Source organism: Bradyrhizobium sp. AUGA SZCCT0431 (assembly GCF_018131065.1).
Classification (GTDB): domain Bacteria; phylum Pseudomonadota; class Alphaproteobacteria; order Rhizobiales; family Xanthobacteraceae; genus Bradyrhizobium.
Window position 1 is genome coordinate 152,538 of record NZ_JAFCLR010000015.1, and the last position, 21,713, is coordinate 174,250.

The window sequence follows — 21,713 nt, forward strand, 5'->3', positions numbered from 1 at the left end:
GCCGGCACGGCATGCTTGATGCCGATGCCCGCCAAGCCGCGCGATCCCAATGCCGAACCTGCCGAGACGCCGCATTACCACGGCCATCGCGAGCGGCTGCGCGAGCGCTTCTACAGCGCCGGGCCGGACGCGCTCAGCGATTATGAGCTGCTGGAGATGGCGCTATTCCCCGCCCTGCCCCGGCGCGACACCAAGCCGCTGGCCAAACTACTGCTGAAGAAGTTCGGCTCCTTTGCCGAAGTCGTCCACGCGCCGGAAGCGCGCCTGCGCGAAGTCGATGGGATCGGCGATGCCTCCGTCCACCAGATCAAGCTGCTCGCGGCCGCCGCGAGCCGGGTGGCGAAAGGCGAGATCAAGCGCAGCATCGCGCTGTCGTCCTGGAACGACGTGATCGGCTATTGCCGCAGCAGCATGGCATTCGCCGACAAGGAACAGTTTCGCCTGCTGTTCCTCGACAAACGCAACCAGCTGATCGCCGACGAGGTGCAACAGACCGGCACCGTCGACCACACCCCGGTCTATCCGCGCGAGGTGATCAAGCGCGCGCTGGAATTATCCGCGACCGCGCTGATCCTGGTGCACAACCACCCGTCCGGCGATCCGACGCCCTCGCAGGCGGACATCCAGATGACCAAGGCGATCGTCGACATCGCAGCGCCGCTCGGCATCTCCGTGCACGACCACATCATAGTGGGCAAGAACGGGCATGCGAGCTTGAAGGGGTTGCGGTTGATCTAGCAAGACGGCCTTCAGGCGCGAAGGAGACCTGCTACCTTGCCGGCCTCTGCAGAGAGCCCACGATCTCGCGTGCGGCATTCTGCAGATCGGCAAGGTGCCGGGCGGCAAAATCCTCCACCGTGAATGCCGTCCTGATCCAGCGAAAATTGATTGAGCCATGAACGCGTCTGCCATCGAACAGCGCGACGGCGATCGCGGCTGCTCCATCATCGACCGGCATTTCTCCGTATCGGCCGGCCACGTAGCTTGGGTCGCGTGTTGCGTAACCCCGGTGCCGCACCTCACCGAGAATTCGCTCGAGCTTCCTCGGCTCGCGCGCGAGCCAATCCTCCGGGTTGCCGGATTTCCAGAGTGTGCGCAAAGTCGCCTCCCGTTCCTTTTCCGGACACCATGCAAGATAAGCGCGCCCGACGCCCGTCATCAGCCACCCCACCCGGTTGCCAATCCGGCCGTCATGCCCCGGGAGCACGAATGGGCTGTGCGGCATTGTCGTCTCGCGTCTTTCCAAGCAGTTGCCGGCGGGCACGAACAGATCGGACGGCCATTTCACTTTCTTGCACAGCTGCGCCAGAACGGGCGCCGCAGCCTCGGCAACCCGGTCGTACCGGTCCCGCTTTCGCACCACATCCGTGAAAACGCTGAGCCGATAGCGGCCGTCGGCCAGACGCCGCGCGACCATGCCCGCCCGCTCCAGCGTGTTCAGAATGCGCAGCAGGCTGGGCTTGGATATTGCCGTTGCACGATGGATGTCGTGCAGTGACGAAATCGGTTCCGAGTGAAGAAACTTGAGGACCTGCAGTCCTCGCTCCAATCCCCGGATTGTTTCCACCCTCGGCATTGCCGTTTCCTCATCGCTCGTCGAGCTCAGCCATTTTTCTCGTTCCGCCGCGCCGAGTCCAGCGTTCCGCAGTCCGGAATCCAGCGTTCCGCCTACCGGAATCCACTCCGATTTTTGTGGTGTCTCGCACATCTCGGCCCGATCCTTCGCGAGCGAGACATCCGAGGCAGCACGATGCTGCGCATCCCAAGGAGGATGAGAATGGCAACGCAGACACTTCGTGGAATCCGTTGGCTCTGGCGCCTCCTGCTGGCAGTGTGCCTGGGAGCAATGGCCCAGCCGGCGGTCGCGCAATCCTATCCGTCGGGCATGATCCGCATCTTCGTCGGAAGCAGCGCGGGCTCGCCGCCTGACATCATCACGCGCATCGTCGCGAACGAGCTTGGGCAGAGCGAAGGCTGGCGGATTATCGTCGAGAACAAACCCGGGGCCACCGCGACGCTTGCAGCGGGCGAGGTCCTCAAGCAGCCGGCGGACGGATATTCGATCCTGGCCTTCACGCTGAGCGCCTCGGCAGCTCCCGCACTGCTGCCGAACATAGCCTTTCGGCACGACACTGACTTCGCACCGGTCATCAAGGTCATGACCGCGCATCACGTTCTGGTTGCCAATCCGTCGGTATCCGCCAAGTCGATGGCGGAGCTTGTCGCCTTGCTGAAGAGCCAACCCGACAAGCTCACATTCTCATCAGGCGGAATGGGCACGCCAGCCCATCTCGCAGGCGAACAGTTCAGGCTTCAGACCGGGGTGCGCGTGACGCACGTCCCCTACCGGGCCCTGCCGCAGGCGATCGGGGATCTCATCAACGGCACCAACCACTATCAGTTCATCACGCCTCTGCCTGTTCTCGACCTGATTGCCGCCGGCCAGCTCCGGGCGCTCGCGGTCACGGCGCCGACGCGGATGGCAGCCCTGAAGGACGTTCCCACCGTCGTCGAGGCGGGATTCCCCGAGCTCGTGATCGCAGACTGGTTCGGTTTCGTGGTCAAGAGCGGCACACCAGACGCCATCATCGGCACACTGAATGAGGCCATCAACAAAGCCTTGTCGCAGGCGAGCGTGCGCGAGGCGTTCGCGAAGATCGCGGCGGAGCCTGCTGGCGGCACGCCCGGCGAGTTCGGCGCGCATATCAAGTCGCAGATCGCGCACTGGGGCAAGGTCGTGAAGGACGCCGGGATCAAGATCCGCGAATGACTGCCGGACGGGTGCCGAGGGCAATACCATGCTTAGATGCAAAGCCGCGGAAACATGCCCGCAAGCTCGCCGTCCTCACGCACTGCCATAGAGCTGATCCAGCGAAGTCTGCTTTGTGACAGAGCAAGGCCGCTGATCTAGCCTCCTCATTCCTGATACGCGGGCTCTTGCCAGCCGTCTTGCAGGCTTTAAGCTTTGGTCCGATTGCGACCGCCGCCATGGCGGCACGGGGGGCCGATGAACCAGGACGAGTTGCTCGCCCTGATCGACCAGATCTATGGCGCGGCGGCGGATATCGACCGCTGGCCGGTGGTGCTGCAGACCATCGCCGATGCGTTTGGCGCCGGCGATGCCTCGCTCAGCGCGGTCTCGCAGCGGGACGTCCCGTGGCTGGTGGCTCCCCGCACCGATCCGGCGTTCCTGCAAAGCTATGGCACGTACTACCACCCGCTCAATCTGTTCTGGCAGCGGGCGGCGAGCCTGCCGGTCGGGACTGTCGTGACCGACCGCATGGTGCTGCCAAAGGAGACGCTGCATTCCAGCCCGTTCTTCAACGAATGGTCGCGGCCGCAAGGGTATCTCTCGGTGATGGGAGCAACGCTGCTGGCCGACGACGACTGGCGCGTCGAGTTCGTCGTTCCCGGCAAACACGAATTCGGGCCAGAGCAGCTGAAGCTTTATGAGGCGATTGCGCCGCATTTGAAACGGGCGGTGCAGCTCAACCATCGCCTGCAAACCCTGGCGCTCGATCGCCATTATTCCTTCGCCGCGCTCGACGGCATCGGTCAGGGCGTGCTCGTCGTCGATGCCCGGGCGCGCGTCCTGTTTGCCAACCGGGTCTGCGACAGCGCGTTCGCCGATGGCCTGCGGCTCGACGACGGCGTGCTTTGCGGCGCCTCCTCGGCAGAGACGGCCCGTTTGCATCTGGCGATCGCGGCGAGCGCGCAGGCGGGCGAAAGCGACACGCGCGACTCGGTTAGCATTTCGCGCGGTGAGTCCAAGAGCGCGCTTTCGCTGCTGGTCATTCCGCTGCGATTCGAGATCGAAGCGATCGCAAGACATAACCGGGCGGCGGTCATTTTCATCACCGATCCGGACAATGTGGTGCTGCCGGACGACAAGCAATTGCAGAAGAAGTTCGCCCTTACGCCGGCGGAAGTCGGGCTGATTCACGAATTAATCCAGGGCAGCAGTCTTCAGACCGCCGCGGACCGCCTTGGGATCAAGATTGCGACGGCGCGGACCCATCTGCATCGCATCTTTGCAAAGACCGGCACGACACGTCAGGCCGAACTCATGCGTCTGATGTTGACAGGGGAGCATTGGGCCGGGCCCGGCAAAAACTAACCTGGAAGGGAAGTCTGGGTAGCCCTCACTTCGAGAAGTGCTAGGCGGTGCGATAACCGGTCGTTATGTAAATCTTGATATGCCGACATTCGGAGGTTTGCCAATTGAGTTCACTGTCTTCGCACGTCGATGCCTTCGTTGCGGAAGTGAGAGAGCGTTGGGAGGTACCTGGCGTCGCGGTGGCGATAGTGCGGCGCGATGGGCCACTGCACGTGCATGCCTACGGCGTAAGTAGCGTCACCAGTTCCGCTCCCGTGGATGTCGATACGACCTTTGCGATCGGATCATGTTCAAAGGCTTTCACTTCCGGGTTGGCCGCAGCATTGGTAGATGCCGGTAAGATCGATTGGGACGATCCAATCCGGAAGTATCTGCCATCATTCCAGTTGTATGACCGCTGGATCAGCGACCGCGTAACGCTCCGAGATTTGTTGGCCAATCGGACAGGATTGTCGCGCGCAAGCGTTGGAGAATATGGGTCCGACCTGAGCCGTGCAGAGCTGTTGCATCAGGCCCGCTACATCCAGCCGATCGCCGGCTTTCGCGATCAGTTCACCTACTGCAATGTCGGTTACGCCGCTGCCGCCGAGGCCATGGCGCTGACGGCTGGTCATCCCTTCGATCATGTGATGGACGAATACCTTCGGAGGCCACTTGGGGTGACGCCTAGCACCGTCTCCGAAGTGCAGAGCATGGCAACCAGCAATGTTGCGGCCCCGCACTACAAGGTAGCCAGCAAGGTTCAGGTGGTCCCGCCCATGTCCACGGACAACCTGTCGGGAGCGATTGGCCAGGCTATGAGCGCGCGCGATGCAGCCAGATGGCTCGCGTTTCACCTTGAAGAGGGGACGCGCCAAGACACCCGGCTCGTTTCTCCGCAACAGCTACGGGAAACGCACCTTTTGCAGGTTGCGCGCAGAGATCAGGCTGCGAACGACGGATATGGCTTTGGCTGGCATGTTCGCAACCGGCGCATCCAGCACGACGGAGCCGTTCGCGGATTTCGCACCAACATCTGGTGTGACCTCGCGGGCGGCCTCGGCATATTCGTCACGACCAATCTCGGTTCCGGCTTCGCTCAATTCGCGATCACCAATCGTATAATTCAAGCCATACGCGGAGAAGCTGTTACCGACTGGATCGCGCATTTTGACGAAATGGCAAAAGGCGAGTTGAACGAACGTATCGCCCGCTTCGACAAGGAAAGATTCGAGGAGCCGGTTTCCACGTCTCGTTGGAGGCTGGACGACTTCATCGGCAATTACCAGCACGAAGGTTTTGGTTCTCTGCATATCGAGCCGAGAAACGATCATCTGTGGTTTCGGATCGATGGATTGTCTGGCTTTGACGGGCCGCTGGTTCGCTATTCTGATTTGAGCTTCGAACACCAGGGTGATCGCGATGCCCTGGCTTGGCCGGCAATAGCAGCCGCAGAGGTACCGCGGGGTGAACGCGCTCAGGTCCGGTTTCGTGCTGCCCAGAATGAAATCGACGGGCTTTGTTGGTCCGACTGGTTCGGCGAGGCGAAGTTTATCCGGGTCACATAGCATTCTCTCCACACCATAAGAGATGCTTCCGCTTACGCCGCGCGAATGAAACTCGATTTTATGAGTCCACGGCCTAGTTCACCAGCAGAACTTCGCCGACACGGTCGATGTCGTAGCCGGCAAGTTCTGTCGCATGCTCGCGGAACGCCGCCGACCGCAGGAAGCCGAACAGGCGCTGCGGCCCGGGCAGGAAGTAATCGCGCTGCCGCAGCACCAGATCGAAGTTTTCCCATGTCAGCGGCAGGAATTCGAGCGCGGCGGCGAGTGCAACCGACCTTGTTGCGATCCCGCAATCGGCGCGGCCCGAGCGCACCGCCTGCGCGATGTCGGTTCCGGTCGGGCAAGCCGGCTTCAACAAGCGCAGATCATGCGCTGCGAGGCCGGCGCGGGCCAGCAGCGCGAGCAGCAGCAGTTGCGCCCCGGCACCGAGCGGACGCTGCGCCATCCGCGCGCCGGTCCGCGCGACCGAGGCAATATCGCTCAGCTTCAGAGGATTATCAGGTGCAACCAGGATGCCTTGCTCGCGCCGCGCAAACGAGATCACGACGGCATCGTGCAACCCCGGTGCGCCGGCAACGGTTGCGATATTGACCTGCTCGTCATCTCCATCATCTTTTTGGGCGTGCAAATGAATCGCCGCGGCCATCACCTCGCCGCGGGTCAGCCGCCGCAATCCTTCTTCGCTTCCTTCCGGCAGGCTCGCCAGGCCGCAGCCGCTCTCGCGTAGCGCCCATTCCAGCAGGGGATCATGACTGCCGCCAACGATCGGGGGGGCTGCGACATGGGTGAGTGCCGCCGGTGCGATCAGGCCGGCCGTCACCCAGCGGTCAAGCGCCGCGCGCGGAAACAGCCACCGGCCCGTCACCTTGGTGCACGGCACCGCGCCCTGCGCGACCAGTTCATAGAGCTTGCGCTCGGACAGCCGCAGGTAGGTCGCGGCCTCGTCGGTGGTCAGTAAATCCGCCATGGCAAACAAGCACAGACATGCATTTGTATGAATATATTACGAAATTTGACCATAACCGCGGCTTCTGCACAAGATGCGCGGAGGGATGGATTTGGGATGACAGGCGATGTTTCTGCGCTTCAACTGGTGCTGACCGGTGACCCAGCGCTGCTGGCCATCGTGCGGCTGTCGCTGATCGTGAGCCTTTCCGCCGTCGTCCTCGCCGCCCTGATTGCGGTCCCCTTCGGGGCAGCGCTGGCACTGATCCAGTTTCCCGGCCGCCAGGCCATCATCGTCGTGCTCAACGCACTGATGGGCCTGCCGCCGGTGGTGGTCGGGCTGGCGGTTTTCCTGGCGCTGTCACGTGCGGGTCCGCTCGGCTCATGGGGTCTGCTGTTCACGCCGAAGGCGATGGTGATCGCGCAAACGGTGCTGGTGGCCCCGATCATCGCGGCCCTCACGCGCCAGACCATCGAAGATCTGTGGCTCGAATACCGCGACGAACTCACCGCGATGAATGTCGGCCCGGTCGGCCGGGTGGCGACGCTGATCTGGGATGCGCGCTTCAGTCTCGTCACCGCATTGCTTGCCGGGTTTGGCCGGGCAGCGGCCGAGGTCGGCGCCATCATCATTGTCGGCGGCAATATCGACGGCTTCACCCGCACCATGACGACCGCAATCGCGCTGGAAACGTCCAAGGGCGACCTGCCGCTGGCCGTCGGACTTGGCATGGTGCTGATCGCGATCGTGATCGCGGTCAACGCGCTCGCCTGGACCGCCCGGCGCGCGGGCGAGCGAATGGCGGGGTGACCATGCGCGCACCAATTTCCGATCTGCCGATCAGGTTCGAGAACGTCACCGTCGCCGCCGGGGCGGTGACGATCCTCGATGGTATCAGCCTCACGCTGAACCCGGGGACGCCGACCATCCTGATCGGGCCAAACGGTTCGGGAAAAAGTACGTTCTTGCGCACGGCGATGGGACTGGTGCGGCCATCACAGGGGCGCGTGACGTGGGGCGGTCGGGAAGACGTCCCGCCGACGCGGCGCGCCATCGTGCTGCAGCGCCCGGCCATGCTGCGGCGTAGCGCAAGCGGCAATATCCGCTACGCCCTGCGCGCGTCTGATGTCGCGCGAACGGAGCAGCAAAGCCGGATCGATGAATTGCTGGCACTGGTCGGCCTCGGCCAACTGGCGGATCGTCCCGCGCGCCGGCTGTCGGGCGGCGAACAGCAGCGGCTTGCGCTGGCGCGCGCGCTCGCCCGCGACCCCGCCATCCTTTTTCTGGACGAGCCGACCGCGAGCCTCGATCCCGCCGCCACCAAGGCGATCGAGGACATCGTCCAGGCGGTGAGCCAGCGCGGCATCAAAATCGTCATGGCGACCCATGACCTCGGCGAAGCCCGGCGGCTGGCGGGGGACATCGTCATGCTTCACCGCGGCCGCGTGGTCGAAACCGGCCCGGCCGCGTCGTTCTTCAACACACCACAAACCGGCGAAGCGAAAACGTTCATCGCCGGCGAACTGCTCGTTTGACTGATCTTTTGGAGGACATGAAATGTTTACTCGCCGCTTGCTGATGGCGATCGCCGTCAGCGTCGCTTTCGCCGGCTCCGCCTTCGCGCAGGACAAATCGATCCTGGTGGCGTCGACCACCTCGACGCAGGATTCCGGCCTGTTCGGTCACCTGTTGCCGATGTTCAAGGCCAAGACGGGCATCGACGTGAAGGTGGTTGCACAGGGCACCGGCCAGGCGATCGATACCGGCCGCCGCGGCGACGCCGACGTGCTGTTCGTCCACGCCAAGGCGGCGGAAGAAAAATTCCTCAGCGAAGGCTTTGGCGTCAAGCGTTACCCCGTCATGTACAACGACTTCGTCCTGGTCGGCCCGAAAAGCGATCCTGCAGGCATCAAGGGATCAAGGGATATCGTCGCCGCGTTCAAGACGCTCAAGGACAAGGGCATCGACTTCATTTCGCGCGGCGACAAGTCCGGCACGCACCAGGCCGAGCTTAATCTCTGGAAGGTCGCCGGCATCGACATCGCGACGGATAAGGGCCCCTGGTACAAGGAGATCGGCCAGGGCATGGGCGCCGCGCTCAACACCGCGGCGGCTTCAAACGCCTATGTGCTGACCGATCGCGCCACCTGGCTTTCGTTCAAGAACAAGGGCGAACTCGTCATCGAGGTCGAAGGCGACAAGCGGCTGTTCAACCAGTATGGCGTCATGCTGGTGAATCCGGCGAAGCATCCGAACGTCAAGAAGGATTTCGGCCAGCAATTCATCGATTGGCTGGTTTCGTCCGAGGGCCAGAAGGCGATCGCCGATTTCAAGATCAACGGCGAGCAGCTGTTCTATCCCAATGCCAGCGATCCGGGCGCCTGATGCGCATTCGCCTTTTTGCAAGCCTTGCGGTTCTCGCGTTGATGTCAGCACCGGCCATTGCGGAAGATCTGGTGCTGCTTCATGCCGCCGGCAGCCTGCGCGGCGCGCTAAGCGACGTTGCGGCCAGTTTCGAGGCGGCAACCGGGACCAAGGTGAAGGCAAAGTTCGGCGCATCCGGTCTGCTGAAGGACGAGATCGCGGGCGGCGCCCAGGCTGAAGTGTTCGCTTCCGCCAACATGGAGCACCCGCGCGCATTGGCGCTCGCCAAGCGCAGCGGTCCGGCGGTGCTGTTCGCGCGCAACAAGCTGTGCGCACTGGTGAAGCCGGGTCTCGCAATCGAGCCCGCGACGCTGCTCGACCGGATGCTCGACGCCGAGATCAAGCTTGGCACCTCGACGCCGCGCGCCGACCCGTCAGGCGACTATGCCTGGGAAGTGTTTCGCAAGGCCGACAAGATCAAACCCGGCGCCTACGCCCTGCTCGACAAGAAAGCGCTGCAGCTCACCGGTGGACCGACCAGCCCCCCGGCACCTCCGGACCGCTCGATCTATGGAAATTTGCTCGCACAGGGCGCCGCCGACATCTTCCTGACCTATTGCACCGGCGCGCTGGCCGCGCAGAAGGAAAATCCGCAGCAGCAGATCGTCGGCCTTCCCGACGCGCTGGCGGTCGGCGCCGACTACGGACTGACCGTGATCAACGACGCGTCAGCGCCTGCCTACAAATTTGCGCTGTTCATTCTTTCGACCGAGGGCCAGCAGTTGCTCGCAAAGCACGGCTTTGCGGCGCCGGGCGCGGCGCCATAAGGGATGGAGAAGATGCGCCGCATCGGCCTGCTCGGCATCACGCTCCTTGCTCTCGTTACACCCGCGAGCACGGCCGACGACGGCTGCGAAAAGTTCGCGTGGTCGCTGGCGCGCGAGCGGGCATGGCTTGCGGCATCCGACAAGGTGAGCGTCGCGCCCGGCGCAACGCTCGCCGCATTTCCGAAGGCCGCCATTGCGATTCGTCTGCAGCCGGCCGGTGAGGCGGTATTCGAAATGCCGCCGGAGCGGAAGCCGCGGATCAAACGATGGTTTGGCGGCTCCGTTCGATTTCCGGCGACTGAGCGGCCGGGCATTTATCAGGTGACCCTCTCGGAGGACGCGTGGATCGATATCGTGCAGGACGGGCGCTACGCACGCTCCGTCGGCAGCACCGGGCGAAGCGATTGCCCGGGATTGCGGAAGAGCCTGCGCCTGGAGCTTCGTGCCACCCCGTTCACGCTGCAGGTCAGCGGCGTCGCATCGGATGCGATCGTCATCGCGATAAGCGCTGTCGAATAGTTTCTGCCTGGCCAGATCGAGCCTTGGGCGAAGCGCGTGCCGCACAACCGGCTTTTCGCCGACTAACCGCCGGCTTCGCCATCGGCCGAAATTTCGCGGCCGGCCCTGTCCCTGCCGCGAAGGTGAAGCCTGTCGCCGTCAAACGACAGGGTCCACTTCTGTAGCTCGTCCATCCCCACCGCCTGCCGCTCAATCTCAAACATGGAGCCGTTCAACCACTTCCCCTTGGTCGCAAATACGCCGCCGGCGATCGACTCTGCCTTCCGATACAGGCCATCAAGTCCAATCGGACCGATAAACCGGCGCGACGGCTGGGTCCGGTCGGACGCGTATATTTCGAGGTCGTAGTGCGGGCTTGGATGAGTGAGGATCAGCGATATCGATTTGACGTTGAGCCCATTGGCCGGAAATTTGTAAGTACGCCCCGAGACAGCGGCCGCGGTGCCAGGCGTCTCGCCGATTTCCGTCGCCGTCTCGGTCGATATCTCGCGAATCTTGTCCGCGAGCCGATTCGAGGCGGTGGAATCCGGGGGCAATGCCGTTTCGGATTTGACGGCGCCAGAAATCAGATCAGCCAGCCTGCCTAACGGGCAAAAGTCGCGCGCCGTCGTCACCACGACGATGTCCAGCCGGGGCAAAACCATGATGAGCTGGCAATGGTATCCGTTCGCCATGTAGACGTGCTTGTCGGGAAGCGCCCAGAACAAATTGGAGTACCGCAGATCCGGCGCTCTCGGCATATTCATGTTCACGGTGGCGTGGCTCACCTTGTCGATCCAGCCAGGTGGAAGCAGCGATTTGTCCTCCCATTGGCCATTGCGCAAATACAGATAGCCAATCTTCGCCATGTCGCGCGGCAGTAAGGCCAGACCGTATCCGCCGGTCGAGTTACCCTGGGGATCACGCCACCAATTCGAGACGGTGATCCCGAGCGGCCCGAACAGCCTGGCCTTCGCATAGTCCGCGGCGCTCATGCCGGTGAGTTTGGTGATGATGCCGGACAACAGGTGCGTGCCGCCGCTGTTGTAGTTGAAGGCCTCTCCCGGCACGCCCGACATCGGACGATCAAGAATGAATTTGATCCAGTCCCGCTGGCGGCTCATTTCGATGATCGAATCCGGACGCCCGTCCAGCGGTTCCTTCCAGTCGATTCCCGATGTCATATCCAACAGGTGCTGAACCGTGATGGCTTTCTTTCGGTCGTCGACATCAGCGATGCTGCGATCGCCAAAGAACTCCAGCACCGGATGGTCGAAGCTATCCAGCAGACCATCCTTGTGGGCAATCGCCGCCAGCGTCCCGACGACCGCTTTGGTCGCAGAGTTTATCCGGTGCGGAATGTCGGCCGTATAGGGCGCGTAATAGGCATCCAGCACGATACGTCCATGCCGAACCAGCAGGAGGCTGTCGAGGCTGCGGGTTTTCCCGAAATCGAGCAGATTGGCGAGCGCCATCGAATCCATGCCCTGCTCTTCAGGCGTGGATGTTTGCCATTGCCGGGTTGGCCAGACGCCTTCTGCTGCCGCTTGAGAAAATGCTGCGGGGCCGCAGATCAGGGCCGCCAGAGCGAGCATGCCGAGCGCGGACCCTGAAACGGCAGATCGTATGTTTGGCATGAACGCCTCGCCGCTTGATTGTAGGCTCAATCATTTGCGACCTGGGATCGGAATGTCAATCACCCCTGCGCACCGCAACCGAGGTCGGCACCGGAGCTACATTCGTCGGCCGGTTACCCACCTTGCCGACCTGCGGAAGAATGCCTATGACCGGACGCCCAGTGTTCCCCTGGTCGGAAGAACAAATGGACCGCATCGACGCGATGAAAGTCTTTGTCTCCGCCGTCGACGAGGGCAGCCTTGCCGGTGCCGGCCGGCGCCTGCGCCGGTCACCGGCCGCCGTGAGCCGCGCGATCGCCTTCCTCGAGAACCATGTCGGGGCTGAACTGCTTCATCGCACCACGCGGTCGCTGAAGCTGAGCGAGGCCGGCGAGCGCTATGTTGCGGCGTGCCGCCGCGTCCTCGTCGAACTCGAGGAGGCCGATCTCGTCGCCGGCAGCGAACGCTCGGCGCCTCGCGGCACGCTGACCCTCACCGCGCCCATCATCACCGGTGAAGACATTCTGCGGTCGATCCTCGAAGCTTTCACGAACGAATATCAGGCGGTGTCGGCGCGGCTCGTTCTGCTCGACCGGCCGGTGAATCTGATCGACGAGGGCATCGATGTTGCGCTCCGCATCGCACATCTCGCCGATTCGAATTTCGTCGCAGTGCGTGTCGGCGAAGTTCGCCGCGTGATCGCGGCGTCACCGGGATATCTGGCGCGGCATCCCGTCATCCGCGAACCGGCCGATCTGGCAAAGCACCGGATTGTCGCCATGACCCATTTCGGGCTGGATTCCTGGAGCTTCCCGCCGCTGAAGGGATCCTCCGTTCCGCGGGTGGTCCAGTTCGCGCCGCGGCTGGTCGTCAACACGGTTCGCGCGGCGATCGCCCCTGTGACGGAAGGGCACGGGGTCACGCGGCTGTTTTCCTATCACATCGCCGACGAAATCCGCGACGGCCGGCTGCAACTGCTGCTCGGCAAGGACGAACACCCGCCGCTGCCGGTTCATTTGCTGGCGCCGCAGGGGCGTCTGTCGGTGCCGAAGGTGCGCGCCTTTGTCGATTTCGCCGCGCCGCGCCTGAAGCGGTATTTCACCCGGCTTTCGAACGAGGCCGACAAGAACGCCAGCGCCATTCGTTCGCGCAGCGGAAGAGTGCCCTCCGAATAGCGGGTATTCGCACCGAAACCCGGAAGAACTAGCCTGATCTCCATCGGCGCCACACGGCCCGGCGGCAAACCTGCCGCTTCACAGAGATCAGGAGGCTACCATGGGTAAGGAACAGAAAGTCGTCATCATCAGCGGCGCATCGCAGGGCATCGGCGCGGATCTGGTGAAGGGATATCGCGACCGCAACTACCGCGTCGTCGCCAATTCCCGTTCGATCAAGCCGTCCAGCGATCCGGATATTCTGGCTGTTGCCGGCGACGTTTCCGACCCGGCGACCGCGCAGAAAATCGTGACGCAGGCGCTCGAGCGTTTCGGCCGCATCGATTCCCTGGTCAACAATGCCGGCATTTTCATCGCCAAGCCGTTCACCGATTACAGCGCGGAAGACTACGCATCGGTGATTGCGATCAATCTCGGCAGCTTCTTCCACCTCTCCAAGCTCGCCGCGGCCGAGATGCTGAAGCAGGGTTCGGGTCACATCGTGCAGATCACGACCAGCCTGGTCGATCATGCCAACAGCAACGTTCCCTCGGTGCTGGCCTCGCTGACCAAGGGCGGTTTGAACGCCGCCACCAAATCGCTCGCGATCGAGTACGCAAAGCGGGGCATCCGCGTCAACGCTGTCTCCCCGGGTGTCATCAAGACCCCGATGCACAAACCTGAAACGCACGAATTCCTGGCCAATCTGCATCCGGTCGGGCGCATGGGCGAAGCCAAGGACATCGTCGACGCCGTGCTGTTTCTGGAAGGCGCCGCCTTCGTTACCGGCGAGATCCTGCATGTCGATGGCGGCCAGAGCGCCGGTCACTGACAGCCATCCGGAACACTCCAGCAAGGACAATGAAAATGCCCATCGTCACCATCCAGATCACCCGCGAAGGCACCGAGCCCGGTGCCGACGCGGCCACAAGGGAAGAAAAAGCCGCGCTGATCAAGGGCGTCAGCCAGCTGCTGCTCGACGTGCTGAAGAAGCCGCTGGAATCGACCTTCGTCGTCATCGACGAAGTCGAGACCGGCAATTGGGGTTGGGGCGGGCTTCCCGTGCTCGACTATCGAACGAAGCGTGCGCGCGCAGGCTAGCGGGACGGGGTGTCCTGAGATCGCAAGTCATCGCCAGCAGCGATGGCTTCGATCTCAACTCATCATTTTTCATGAGGCATCCAGGATTCTAAGCCATGTCCATGACGAGGACGAATCTCGGTCACCCCGCCCACGCGGCAACGGCCGAACTACGTGATCGGTGCGGGCGCGGTCACCGTCTCGCTGGCGATCGATCTCGTTACCGCGCTGACGGCCGGGCGGGAACGGTGACCGACCGAAAGCTTCCGCTCACGGCCTGACCCAGCGCTGCACCGCCTCCGCCGTATCCGCGGGCGTGGTGTTGAAGCAGATCCGGACATGCGGCACGTGGATCAGGATGAGATTGAGGATTCTTTCGAACAGCAGCAATCGCTCCGCGGGCTCGCGCAGGCCGGCGCCGATCACCACGCAATCCAGATGTCTCGATTTGAGCGCGGCAACGGTCACCGCCTCGGCGGTTTCGCCGGGATCGATCAGACAGCTCTCCGCGTCGTAGCCGAGCGCGCGCAGTATTTCGATTTGCGCCTCGATGAAATTCCTGACGAGCTCGGGTGTCAGCCCCGGAAAGGCGCTGAAATCCACAAAGGAAGGCTCGATGCCGATCGCGAGCACGGTCTTTTTCGCCATGCGTTGGTTCCATATCGGGTGAAGCGCTCGCGGACCAAACGCATGGATCCTCGCGCCGGTTCCAAATTCCGTCTTGATATGATAATTCGACTGATGTCGAAGCATTGTTGTCGTGATCCCGACTAGGATGAATGTCAGCCGCCGGAAACGGCGCTGGATGTTTCACAGGAGAACAACATGGCAGCAATCGACAACGCCAACCAAAGCCTGGTCGTCACCGCGTTCTGGGAGGTCAATCCGGGCGAGGAAGCGGCGGTCGCGAATCTACTGAAAGATTTCCTGCCGCAAGCGCAGCGCGAGCCCGGCGTGAAGGAATTCCATATCCATCAGAACCTGGCCGAGCCGCGGAAATATTTCTTCTATGAGGTGTTCGCAGGCGAAGCGGCGTTTGCCGATCACCAACAGACACCGCACTTCAAGAACATCATCGTCGGCCAGGCCATTCCAAAACTGGCGAAGCGCGAACGGTCGCAGTTCCGCTTCATCTAGGCTCAAGCCGGCGCGCCGCTTCCTGCCTCGGCGGCGCGCCGCTTCAACAATTCCTGCTCGCGCTTGTTGCCGGCGAGACTGGCAGCCGCCTCGAACGCGGCGCGCGCTTCTTCGAAGCGGCCGAGCTTGTGCAGGAGATCGCCGCGAACGCTTCCCAGCAGATGATAGGTCTTCATCGCGGGTTCGTGCGCGAGACGGTCCACGATCGCAAGCGCCGCTGCCGGTCCCTCAGCCATGCCGACCGCGACCGCGCGGTTAAGTTCGATCACGGGCGAACGCACCAACGCGGCCAGTTCGGCGTAGAGTTCTGCAATGCGTGACCAAGGGGTTTCATCGGGCGTCGACGCCTGAGCGTGGCAGGCGATGATCGCTGCCTGCAACGCATAGAAGCCGCCGGCGCCGCCAAGTTCGCGCACCCGCGCCAGCGCCAACATGCCCCGGCGAATCTGGAGTTGGTCCCACAGTCCGCGGTTCTGGTCCATCAGCAGGATCGGATCGCCGGCTTTATCGGTGCGCGCGGCGATGCGCGAGCCGTTCAATTCCATCAACGCCAGCAGGCCGTGCGCCTCAGATTGCTGCGGCGCGATCGAGGTCAGCACGCGACCCATGCGCAGCGCATCGTTGCAAAGCTGCGGCCGCAGCCATTCGTCGCCGCGGGCGGCGGTATAGCCCTCGTTGAAGATGAGGTAGACGACCTCGAGCACGGAGGCGAGCCGTTCGGAAAGCTCCTCGCCGCGCGGGGTCTCGTAAGCGAGCCCGGATTCCGAAAGCGTCCGCTTTGCCCGCACGACCCTTTGAGCAATGGTCGCCTCCGGCAGCAGGAAGGCGCGCGCGATCTCGTCCGTGGTCAGGCCGCAGATCATCCGCAACGCCAGCGCGGCGCGGGCTTCGCGCGACAGGCGCGGATGGCACGCGGTAAAGATCAGCCGCAGCAATTCATCGCCGATATCGTCGTCGAGCGCGCTGTCGAAATCGGGCATGGCCTGCTGTTCCTGCTCCATGTCCCGCGCCACGATCTCGTGCTTGCGGGTGAGCATCTGGCGGCGGCGCAGATGATCCAGCGCCCGCCGCTTGGCGATCGCCATCAGCCAGGCGCCGGGCTTTTCCGGAACGCCCGTGACAGGCCAGTGCTCGATCGCCGCCAGCAGCGCTTCCTGCGTCAGGTCCTCGGCCAGCGGCACGTCGCGCAGCATCCGCGAGAGGCTGGTGAGCAACCGCGGCTGCTCGATGCGCCAGACGGCGACGACGGTGCGATGGATGTCGGCGGCGGTCATCGCCGCCGACTTCGCCTTGCGATTGCGCCGGTCATGCGTGGGCGCTTATGCCGGCCTCGCACGCGCCGTCCACGCCGGGCGTCGCCATCACGCGGACTTCGCAGGTGCCTTCCCAGCCCGGCATGTGCTCAACATGCAGTTGCATGAATTCCCGCGCGGAAGCGACGGCCTCTTCCATGTCGCGGAGTTCGAAGATCGCGTAACCGCCGATCAGTTCCTTGGTCTCGACAAAGGGCCCGTCGACGACGCCGATCTTGCCGTTCGTGATCTTGACCTGCGCGCCGGCCATGGCGATCGGCATCAGGCCGCCCGTATCGAGCATGCGGCCGGCCTTGATCTCGCGCTCGGCCAGCTTGCCCATCGCCTCCATCAGGGCCGGCGACGGACCCTGATCGGGCTTGGGCGAGGTGACGATGTACATGATGCGCATGCAAAACTCCTGTTTTGAGGCGAGCCGCAGGCACCCTGCCCGCAGGAACTGTCCCGCTATTTGAGACGACGAACGGTGCTGCCGGGAATCGACAGGGGTCTTAGGAATTTTTCGAGGATGGACGTGCTGACCCGGGATCAGCGCGCTCGCGGCGGTGATACCGGCCTCATCCAGCGCAAAACAGCCGGTTTCGGTCCGCGCCGCCGCGCAAATAGGTCGTCAACGCCAATATTTCCGGTTCGGTCAAATCCTGGCGCAAGGGGACGCCGGGGAATTCCCGTGCCATCATGGCCTTTGCCGCTTCCGGCTGCTCGCCCTTGACCAGCACGGTGAGATATCTTGCAACCGCCTTGACCTCGCGCCGCTCCTGAACGGTCCTGGGCTGCGGCAGCTTTGCCAGCGATCCGGTCATCAGGTCCTCGAGCGCAACGCCGGCAAGCTGACGCTGGGCGGGATCGGGATCATCGACCATTGGCCGGCCCGCGTAGGTCAGCGCGGTCAAATAATAGTGCGCAGCCGCGATGTAGTCGCGGACCGCGGGCAGCATCGGCTTGTCATTGCGCAGCGGCATCAACCTGGCGTCTCCGCCGGTGGCGGAAGCGAGATAGCAGCGCCAATGCTGCATGGCGGAGAGGTCGGACACGATGATGCCCGCGCGCAGCCGGCGCAATTTCTCGGGCGCTATCTTGACAAAGGCACGGGGCTCTTCGCCTGCGGCCCGACGCAAGAAGAGGGTACCGTCGTCCACATCCACTCGACCCTCCACCATCCAGGCACTTGTTGCGCTCACGCTGCGCGCGCGGATGATCGGATCGCCGCGCGGCGAGTCAATTCGGTTCGCCGCTGTGCTGATATCGCTGAGCAGGAGTTTGTTGCCGGACTCAAAAGTCTGTCCCTTGCTGGTGGCGCGGGTCGAACCTGAAAGCGCGAGCCGTCCGGTGGCAACCAGCGGAGCATCGCTGCAGAGGTTTTCCTTGGCGCAATAGCCGGGATCGATACCGTAAAATCCCATCATGCGGTTCTCGAACCGCCCGTCGCTCTCGATGATGAGAAGCTCCTCCATCGCCACGATGGTGCCATCCTGCCACAGCGGCGGAAAGGCGACGTTGTCGACCGCAATCCACCAGCCCGCAAGATGGGGCGGAACCAATGACTGCGCTGAAGCCGATCCAGCGACCGTCAAGACCAGGAGCGTAATGGGCGCCATCAACATGCGCCTGACATAGCCAAAGAGCGACATGACTGATCCCTACGGTTCCCGGCCCGCCGCGGTTCAGTTTCCCCACGATTGGACCGCGTGCGCGGAACCGGGCGATACCAATTGGTGATCGCTGTGGCTTAGTGGTTCGAAGAAAGGCGGCGACAGCGAAAAGGTTCCGGCGGGCCCTCCTGTAGTCGGGGTCGGCGCGGATGGTGCCTACTGCCCCCGGATCATGATCAGGGGGTCGGCGCTGTCGGGCACCCGCCGCCACTGCGCATTGTCGTCGGCCTCGAACTGCCAGGTCTGGCCGCTGGCCGACATCAGTATCATCCGGCCGTGATCGAGCCGCCACTGGTTGGGCGCGAACGCGGCCACCGCAGGATCGCAGCGCGGCTTCAAAAATACCTGGAAATTATCGCCTGTCGCCTCGGTGTTGGTGAGCGTCAGGCCGCAGATCGCCTTGCCATTGCCGCGCACCATCGACCAGTCGCCGATCATCTGGTCCATCGATTTGGCGAGCGAGCGGGCGGCCGCGAGATTCTGCAGGATGTAGACGCCTTCGCCGGTCCGCAGCCCTTCGAAAATGCCGCTCTCGACTTCGGTGAAGTCGATCACCGGCTGGCCGGCGGCGTCCTGCAGCCGCACGATGTCGCCGAGGCCCTTGATATTCCAGGCGGTGATATCCTTGGTGAAGGGCAGCGCCGCCGCGCAGCTGGGCTCGAGTTCGAGCTTCATGCCCTGCGGCGTCGTATCGGATTTGAGCGTCACGACGCAGGTCTTGCTGCGCTCGGTGGTCGCCAGCTCCCACTGGCCGACCATCTCTTTCTGCAAGCCTGGAGCCGCCTGCGACCGCGCCGGCGATCCAGGAACAAGTAGAACAGCAAGCAGCACGGCGAGCAGCGCCGATAACGCGGCGACTGCGACGCCCGGGCGGCAGCCAGCTTGCATCAGCGCCCCTTCACCGGCGTTTCCGGCACGGGCGTCAACGGCGCCTTGCCGGCAAACCAGTTCTTGATGTTATCGACCACGAGCTGATCCATGGCATTGCGCGTTACCACCGAGGCCGAACCGATATGTGGCAGCAGCACGACATTTTGCATCGCCTTCAGTTCATCCGGCACGCTCGGCTCTTTGGCGAACACGTCGAGTCCGGCCGCCAGGATCGTGCCCGATTTCAGCGCCGCGACCAGCGCCTCCTCATCGACCACGGAGCCGCGCGCGACGTTGATCAGCACGCCGCGCGGACCGAGCGCCTTGAGGACGTCGGCGTTGATCATCTTCGCGGTAGAGGCGCCGCCGGGCACGATCACGATCAACGTGTCGACCGCCTTCGCCATCTCCATCAGGTCGCCATAGTGCGTGTACGAGACGGCCGATGACGGATTGCGCGAATGATAGCAGACCGGCACGAGCGAGGCCTCCAGCCGGCGGCCGATCGCCTGGCCGATCCGGCCCATGCCGACGATGCCGACTTTCCGGTCGCGCAGCGAGCCGACGCTGAGCGGATAGTTCTGCGTCTGCCACAGGCCCGATCGCAGATAGCGATCGGCCTTGACGAATTCGCGCAAGGTCGAGATCAACAACCCCATCGCGACGTCGGCGACCTCTTCGGTCAGCACGTCGGGCGTGTTGGTGACAACCACATTGTGTTCACGCGAATAGTTGCAATCGACGTGGTCGTAGCCGACGCCGAAGCTCGCGATGATCTCGAGCTTGGGAAAATGCGACAGTGCCTTGGCGTCGGCCGGCACCGAATGATAGGTCACCGCCATGCCGCGGGTCTTGGCCAGCACGTCGGGCGTCAACCGTTCGAGATCCGCCCGGCTCTCCGCCTTGTGCAGTACATATTGGTCGGAGAAGCCGTTTTCGAGGATCGGCCTGATTGGCCCATAGACCAGCAAATCGATCTTTTCGGACGAAATATTCCCGGCAGCCATCAGTTTTCCTTTCGAAGCGCGCTTTCATGCCAGCGCCGCAGTACCAGATGCGAAATTAGCGCCAGCAGCCCATAGATGACAATCCCGGCGACGGAGAGCAACAGCAGAGCGGCGAACATTCGGGGAATGTTGAGACGGTAACCGGACTCGGCAATACGGAACGCAAGGCCCGAGCCTGCGCCCGCCGTGCCGGCCGCGATTTCGGCGACCACTGCGCCAATCAGGGACAGCCCGCCCGCGATCCGCAATCCGCCGAGAATATAGGGCAATGCTGCCGGCAATTTCAGGTACCGCAGCGTCTGCAGCCGCGACGCGCCATAGAGGCTGAACAGGCCGGCCAGATTGCGATCGACCGAATTGAGCCCGAGCGTGGTGTTGGACAGCACCGGAAAGAAGGCGACGATCCAGGCGCAAACGATGACCGCGGTTTGCTGCTGCAGATAGATCAGCAGCAATGGTGCGATCGCGATCACAGGCGTGACCTGCAGGATCACCGCATAGGGAAACAGCGAATATTCCAGCCATTTCGATTGATTGAACAACAGCGCCAGCGCGACGCCGCCGATGGCGGCGGCGATGAAGCCCTGCAGCGTGGTCAGCAAGGTGACGCCGAGGGATTCCGACAGCACCGGCCAGTCCAGGACCAGCGTCTGGAACACGGCTGATGGCCCCGGCAGCACATAGGGCTGGATGTCGTTGACGCGCACCACCAGTTCCCACAACGCGATGCCGGCGGCGAGCACCACGACGGGTAGCAAAAAGCGAACAAAATCCCGTGAAGAACTCATACGCTCGTCAACCCGGAATAGGAGGGCACCAGCGCTTGTGAGACCTCGCGGCAATAGGCGGCATAGCTGGCCGACATCCGGAAGTCCTCGACCCGCGGCCCCGGCGTGTCGATGCGAAATTCGGCGCTGACGCGCCCGGGCCGTGACGACATCACGACCACGCGCTGCGACAGATACACCGACTCGAACACCGAATGGGTGACGAAGATGACCGTCATGTTCAGCTTGCGCCACAGCTCCAAGAGATCGTTGTTGAGACGGAAGCGCGTGATCTCGTCGAGTGCGGCGAACGGCTCGTCCATCAACAGGATATCCGGACGCGTGACCAGCGCCCGCGCCAGCGATACCCGCATCTTCATGCCGCCGGACAATTCGCGCGGGTGGGCAGCGGCGAATTCCGACAAGCCGACCTGCGCCAGCGCCTCGCGGATCCGCGTATCCGCTTCGGTTGCCGGCATGCCGGCAAGCTTCAGCGGCAGCCGGACATTGTCCCGCACGCTGGCCCACGGCATCAGGGTCGGCTCCTGAAACACAAAACCGATGGCATGACCCGCGCGGGTTTCGGTCGCGCGACGGGACACGCCGACCACACCTGAACTCGGCGTGGTCAGTCCCGCAATCAGCCGCAAGGCGGTGGATTTGCCGCAGCCGGAGGGGCCGAGCAAGGAGACGAATTCGCCACGCTTGACGTCGAGGTCGAGCGGTCCAAGCGCGGCCACGCCATTGTCATAGACCTTGGTGACGTCACCAAGGCTCACCGCCATCGCATTGGCTTCAGACAAAGCGGGTCCGGCCAT

General features: G+C 63.3%; 24 protein-coding genes. 13 read left to right on the forward strand and 11 right to left on the reverse strand.

What is annotated here, in order from left to right:
- Window positions 1–24 precede the first annotated feature (24 nt).
- A complete protein-coding gene (gene radC / locus JQ567_RS17005) occupies window positions 25–738 on the forward strand; it encodes a RadC family protein (RefSeq protein WP_212439926.1) in 714 nt (237 codons plus the stop codon).
- A 31-nt stretch (window positions 739–769) separates the two neighbouring features.
- Here the strand turns inward: radC and JQ567_RS17010 are convergent, their stop codons facing one another.
- Window positions 770–1,708, reverse strand: coding sequence for a helix-turn-helix domain-containing protein (locus JQ567_RS17010; RefSeq protein ID WP_212439885.1), 939 nt, complete (start codon window positions 1,706–1,708; stop codon window positions 770–772).
- Between the two features lie 69 nt (window positions 1,709–1,777).
- On the opposite strand from JQ567_RS17010, the gene JQ567_RS17015 reads away from it, so the two are divergent.
- The 3 genes from JQ567_RS17015 to JQ567_RS17025 all read left to right on the forward strand — a co-directional run bounded on the left by JQ567_RS17015 (window position 1,778) and on the right by JQ567_RS17025 (window position 5,664).
- Window positions 1,778–2,770, forward strand: coding sequence for a tripartite tricarboxylate transporter substrate binding protein (locus tag JQ567_RS17015; protein WP_212439886.1), 993 nt, complete (start codon window positions 1,778–1,780; stop codon window positions 2,768–2,770).
- A 237-nt stretch (window positions 2,771–3,007) separates the two neighbouring features.
- Window positions 3,008–4,117 carry a hypothetical protein gene (locus tag JQ567_RS17020; protein ID WP_212439887.1) on the forward strand — a complete coding sequence of 370 codons (1,110 nt, stop codon included), beginning with the start codon at window positions 3,008–3,010 and terminating at the stop codon, window positions 4,115–4,117.
- Between the two features lie 104 nt (window positions 4,118–4,221).
- Window positions 4,222–5,664, forward strand: coding sequence for a serine hydrolase (locus tag JQ567_RS17025; protein WP_212439888.1), 1,443 nt, complete (start codon window positions 4,222–4,224; stop codon window positions 5,662–5,664).
- Window positions 5,665–5,737: 73 nt separating this feature from the next.
- On the opposite strand, the gene JQ567_RS17030 is transcribed toward JQ567_RS17025, so the two are convergent.
- Window positions 5,738–6,631, reverse strand: coding sequence for a helix-turn-helix transcriptional regulator (locus JQ567_RS17030; RefSeq protein ID WP_212439889.1), 894 nt, complete (start codon window positions 6,629–6,631; stop codon window positions 5,738–5,740).
- Window positions 6,632–6,727: 96 nt separating this feature from the next.
- Between JQ567_RS17030 and JQ567_RS17035 the strand changes: the two genes are divergently transcribed.
- The 5 genes from JQ567_RS17035 to JQ567_RS17055 are packed head-to-tail and all read left to right on the forward strand — an operon-like array spanning window position 6,728 to window position 10,320.
- A complete protein-coding gene (locus JQ567_RS17035; RefSeq protein ID WP_212439890.1) occupies window positions 6,728–7,420 on the forward strand; it encodes an ABC transporter permease in 693 nt (230 codons plus the stop codon).
- 2 nt (window positions 7,421–7,422) lie between these two features.
- Window positions 7,423–8,145, forward strand: coding sequence for an ABC transporter ATP-binding protein (locus tag JQ567_RS17040; protein WP_212439891.1), 723 nt, complete (start codon window positions 7,423–7,425; stop codon window positions 8,143–8,145).
- Between the two features lie 22 nt (window positions 8,146–8,167).
- The gene (locus JQ567_RS17045) at window positions 8,168–8,995 is read left to right on the forward strand and encodes an extracellular solute-binding protein (RefSeq protein WP_212439892.1); all 828 of its coding nucleotides are present in this window, start codon (window positions 8,168–8,170) and stop codon (window positions 8,993–8,995) included.
- On the forward strand, window positions 8,995–9,801 hold the full coding sequence (locus tag JQ567_RS17050; protein ID WP_212439893.1) for a molybdate ABC transporter substrate-binding protein: 807 nt from the start codon (window positions 8,995–8,997) through the stop codon (window positions 9,799–9,801). Before JQ567_RS17045 ends, JQ567_RS17050 begins: the two co-directional genes overlap by 1 nt.
- 12 nt (window positions 9,802–9,813) lie before the next feature.
- Window positions 9,814–10,320, forward strand: a complete 507-nt coding sequence (locus JQ567_RS17055; protein ID WP_212439894.1) for a hypothetical protein — start codon at window positions 9,814–9,816, stop codon at window positions 10,318–10,320.
- A gap of 62 nt (window positions 10,321–10,382) precedes the next feature.
- Here JQ567_RS17055 and JQ567_RS17060 read toward each other — a convergent pair whose 3' ends face one another.
- Window positions 10,383–11,894, reverse strand: coding sequence for a serine hydrolase (locus JQ567_RS17060; protein WP_249165514.1), 1,512 nt, complete (start codon window positions 11,892–11,894; stop codon window positions 10,383–10,385).
- A 227-nt stretch (window positions 11,895–12,121) separates the two neighbouring features.
- Between JQ567_RS17060 and JQ567_RS17065 the strand changes: the two genes are divergently transcribed.
- The 3 genes from JQ567_RS17065 (at window position 12,122) to JQ567_RS17075 (ending at window position 14,170) form a co-directional block, all read left to right on the forward strand.
- The gene (locus tag JQ567_RS17065) at window positions 12,122–13,090 is read left to right on the forward strand and encodes a LysR family transcriptional regulator (RefSeq protein ID WP_212439927.1); all 969 of its coding nucleotides are present in this window, start codon (window positions 12,122–12,124) and stop codon (window positions 13,088–13,090) included.
- 100 nt (window positions 13,091–13,190) lie between these two features.
- The gene (locus JQ567_RS17070; protein WP_212439896.1) at window positions 13,191–13,901 is read left to right on the forward strand and encodes an SDR family NAD(P)-dependent oxidoreductase; all 711 of its coding nucleotides are present in this window, start codon (window positions 13,191–13,193) and stop codon (window positions 13,899–13,901) included.
- A gap of 35 nt (window positions 13,902–13,936) precedes the next feature.
- Entirely contained in the window at window positions 13,937–14,170 is a 234-nt protein-coding gene (locus JQ567_RS17075; RefSeq protein ID WP_212439897.1) for a 4-oxalocrotonate tautomerase family protein, read from the forward strand.
- 249 nt (window positions 14,171–14,419) lie between these two features.
- Here the strand turns inward: JQ567_RS17075 and JQ567_RS17080 are convergent, their stop codons facing one another.
- Window positions 14,420–14,797, reverse strand: coding sequence for a hypothetical protein (locus JQ567_RS17080; RefSeq protein ID WP_212439898.1), 378 nt, complete (start codon window positions 14,795–14,797; stop codon window positions 14,420–14,422).
- Window positions 14,798–14,974: 177 nt separating this feature from the next.
- Here JQ567_RS17080 and JQ567_RS17085 point away from each other — a divergent pair, with 177 nt between their 5' ends.
- Entirely contained in the window at window positions 14,975–15,286 is a 312-nt protein-coding gene (locus JQ567_RS17085) for a putative quinol monooxygenase (RefSeq protein WP_212439899.1), read from the forward strand.
- A 2-nt stretch (window positions 15,287–15,288) separates the two neighbouring features.
- Here JQ567_RS17085 and JQ567_RS17090 read toward each other — a convergent pair whose 3' ends face one another.
- The 7 genes from JQ567_RS17090 to JQ567_RS17120 all read right to left on the reverse strand — a co-directional run bounded on the left by JQ567_RS17090 (window position 15,289) and on the right by JQ567_RS17120 (window position 21,713).
- A complete protein-coding gene (locus JQ567_RS17090; protein ID WP_212439900.1) occupies window positions 15,289–16,560 on the reverse strand; it encodes an RNA polymerase sigma factor in 1,272 nt (423 codons plus the stop codon).
- Between the two features lie 31 nt (window positions 16,561–16,591).
- Window positions 16,592–16,990 (reverse strand): YciI family protein, encoded by a 399-nt coding sequence (locus JQ567_RS17095; protein WP_212439901.1) that lies wholly within the window; start codon window positions 16,988–16,990, stop codon window positions 16,592–16,594.
- A gap of 166 nt (window positions 16,991–17,156) precedes the next feature.
- Complete coding sequence (locus tag JQ567_RS17100) at window positions 17,157–18,230, reverse strand: hypothetical protein (protein WP_212439902.1); 1,074 nt, start codon at window positions 18,228–18,230, stop codon at window positions 17,157–17,159.
- A gap of 177 nt (window positions 18,231–18,407) precedes the next feature.
- A complete protein-coding gene (locus JQ567_RS17105) occupies window positions 18,408–19,139 on the reverse strand; it encodes an AprI/Inh family metalloprotease inhibitor (RefSeq protein WP_212439903.1) in 732 nt (243 codons plus the stop codon).
- Window positions 19,139–20,128, reverse strand: a complete 990-nt coding sequence (locus tag JQ567_RS17110) for a 2-hydroxyacid dehydrogenase (protein ID WP_212439904.1) — start codon at window positions 20,126–20,128, stop codon at window positions 19,139–19,141. Before JQ567_RS17110 ends, JQ567_RS17105 begins: the two co-directional genes overlap by 1 nt.
- Window positions 20,128–20,916 (reverse strand): ABC transporter permease, encoded by a 789-nt coding sequence (locus tag JQ567_RS17115; protein WP_212439905.1) that lies wholly within the window; start codon window positions 20,914–20,916, stop codon window positions 20,128–20,130. The genes JQ567_RS17110 and JQ567_RS17115 overlap by 1 nt, the downstream gene beginning before the upstream one ends.
- Window positions 20,913–21,713: an ABC transporter ATP-binding protein gene (locus tag JQ567_RS17120; RefSeq protein WP_212439906.1), complete on the reverse strand. Its 801-nt coding sequence runs from the start codon at window positions 21,711–21,713 to the stop codon at window positions 20,913–20,915. Before JQ567_RS17120 ends, JQ567_RS17115 begins: the two co-directional genes overlap by 4 nt.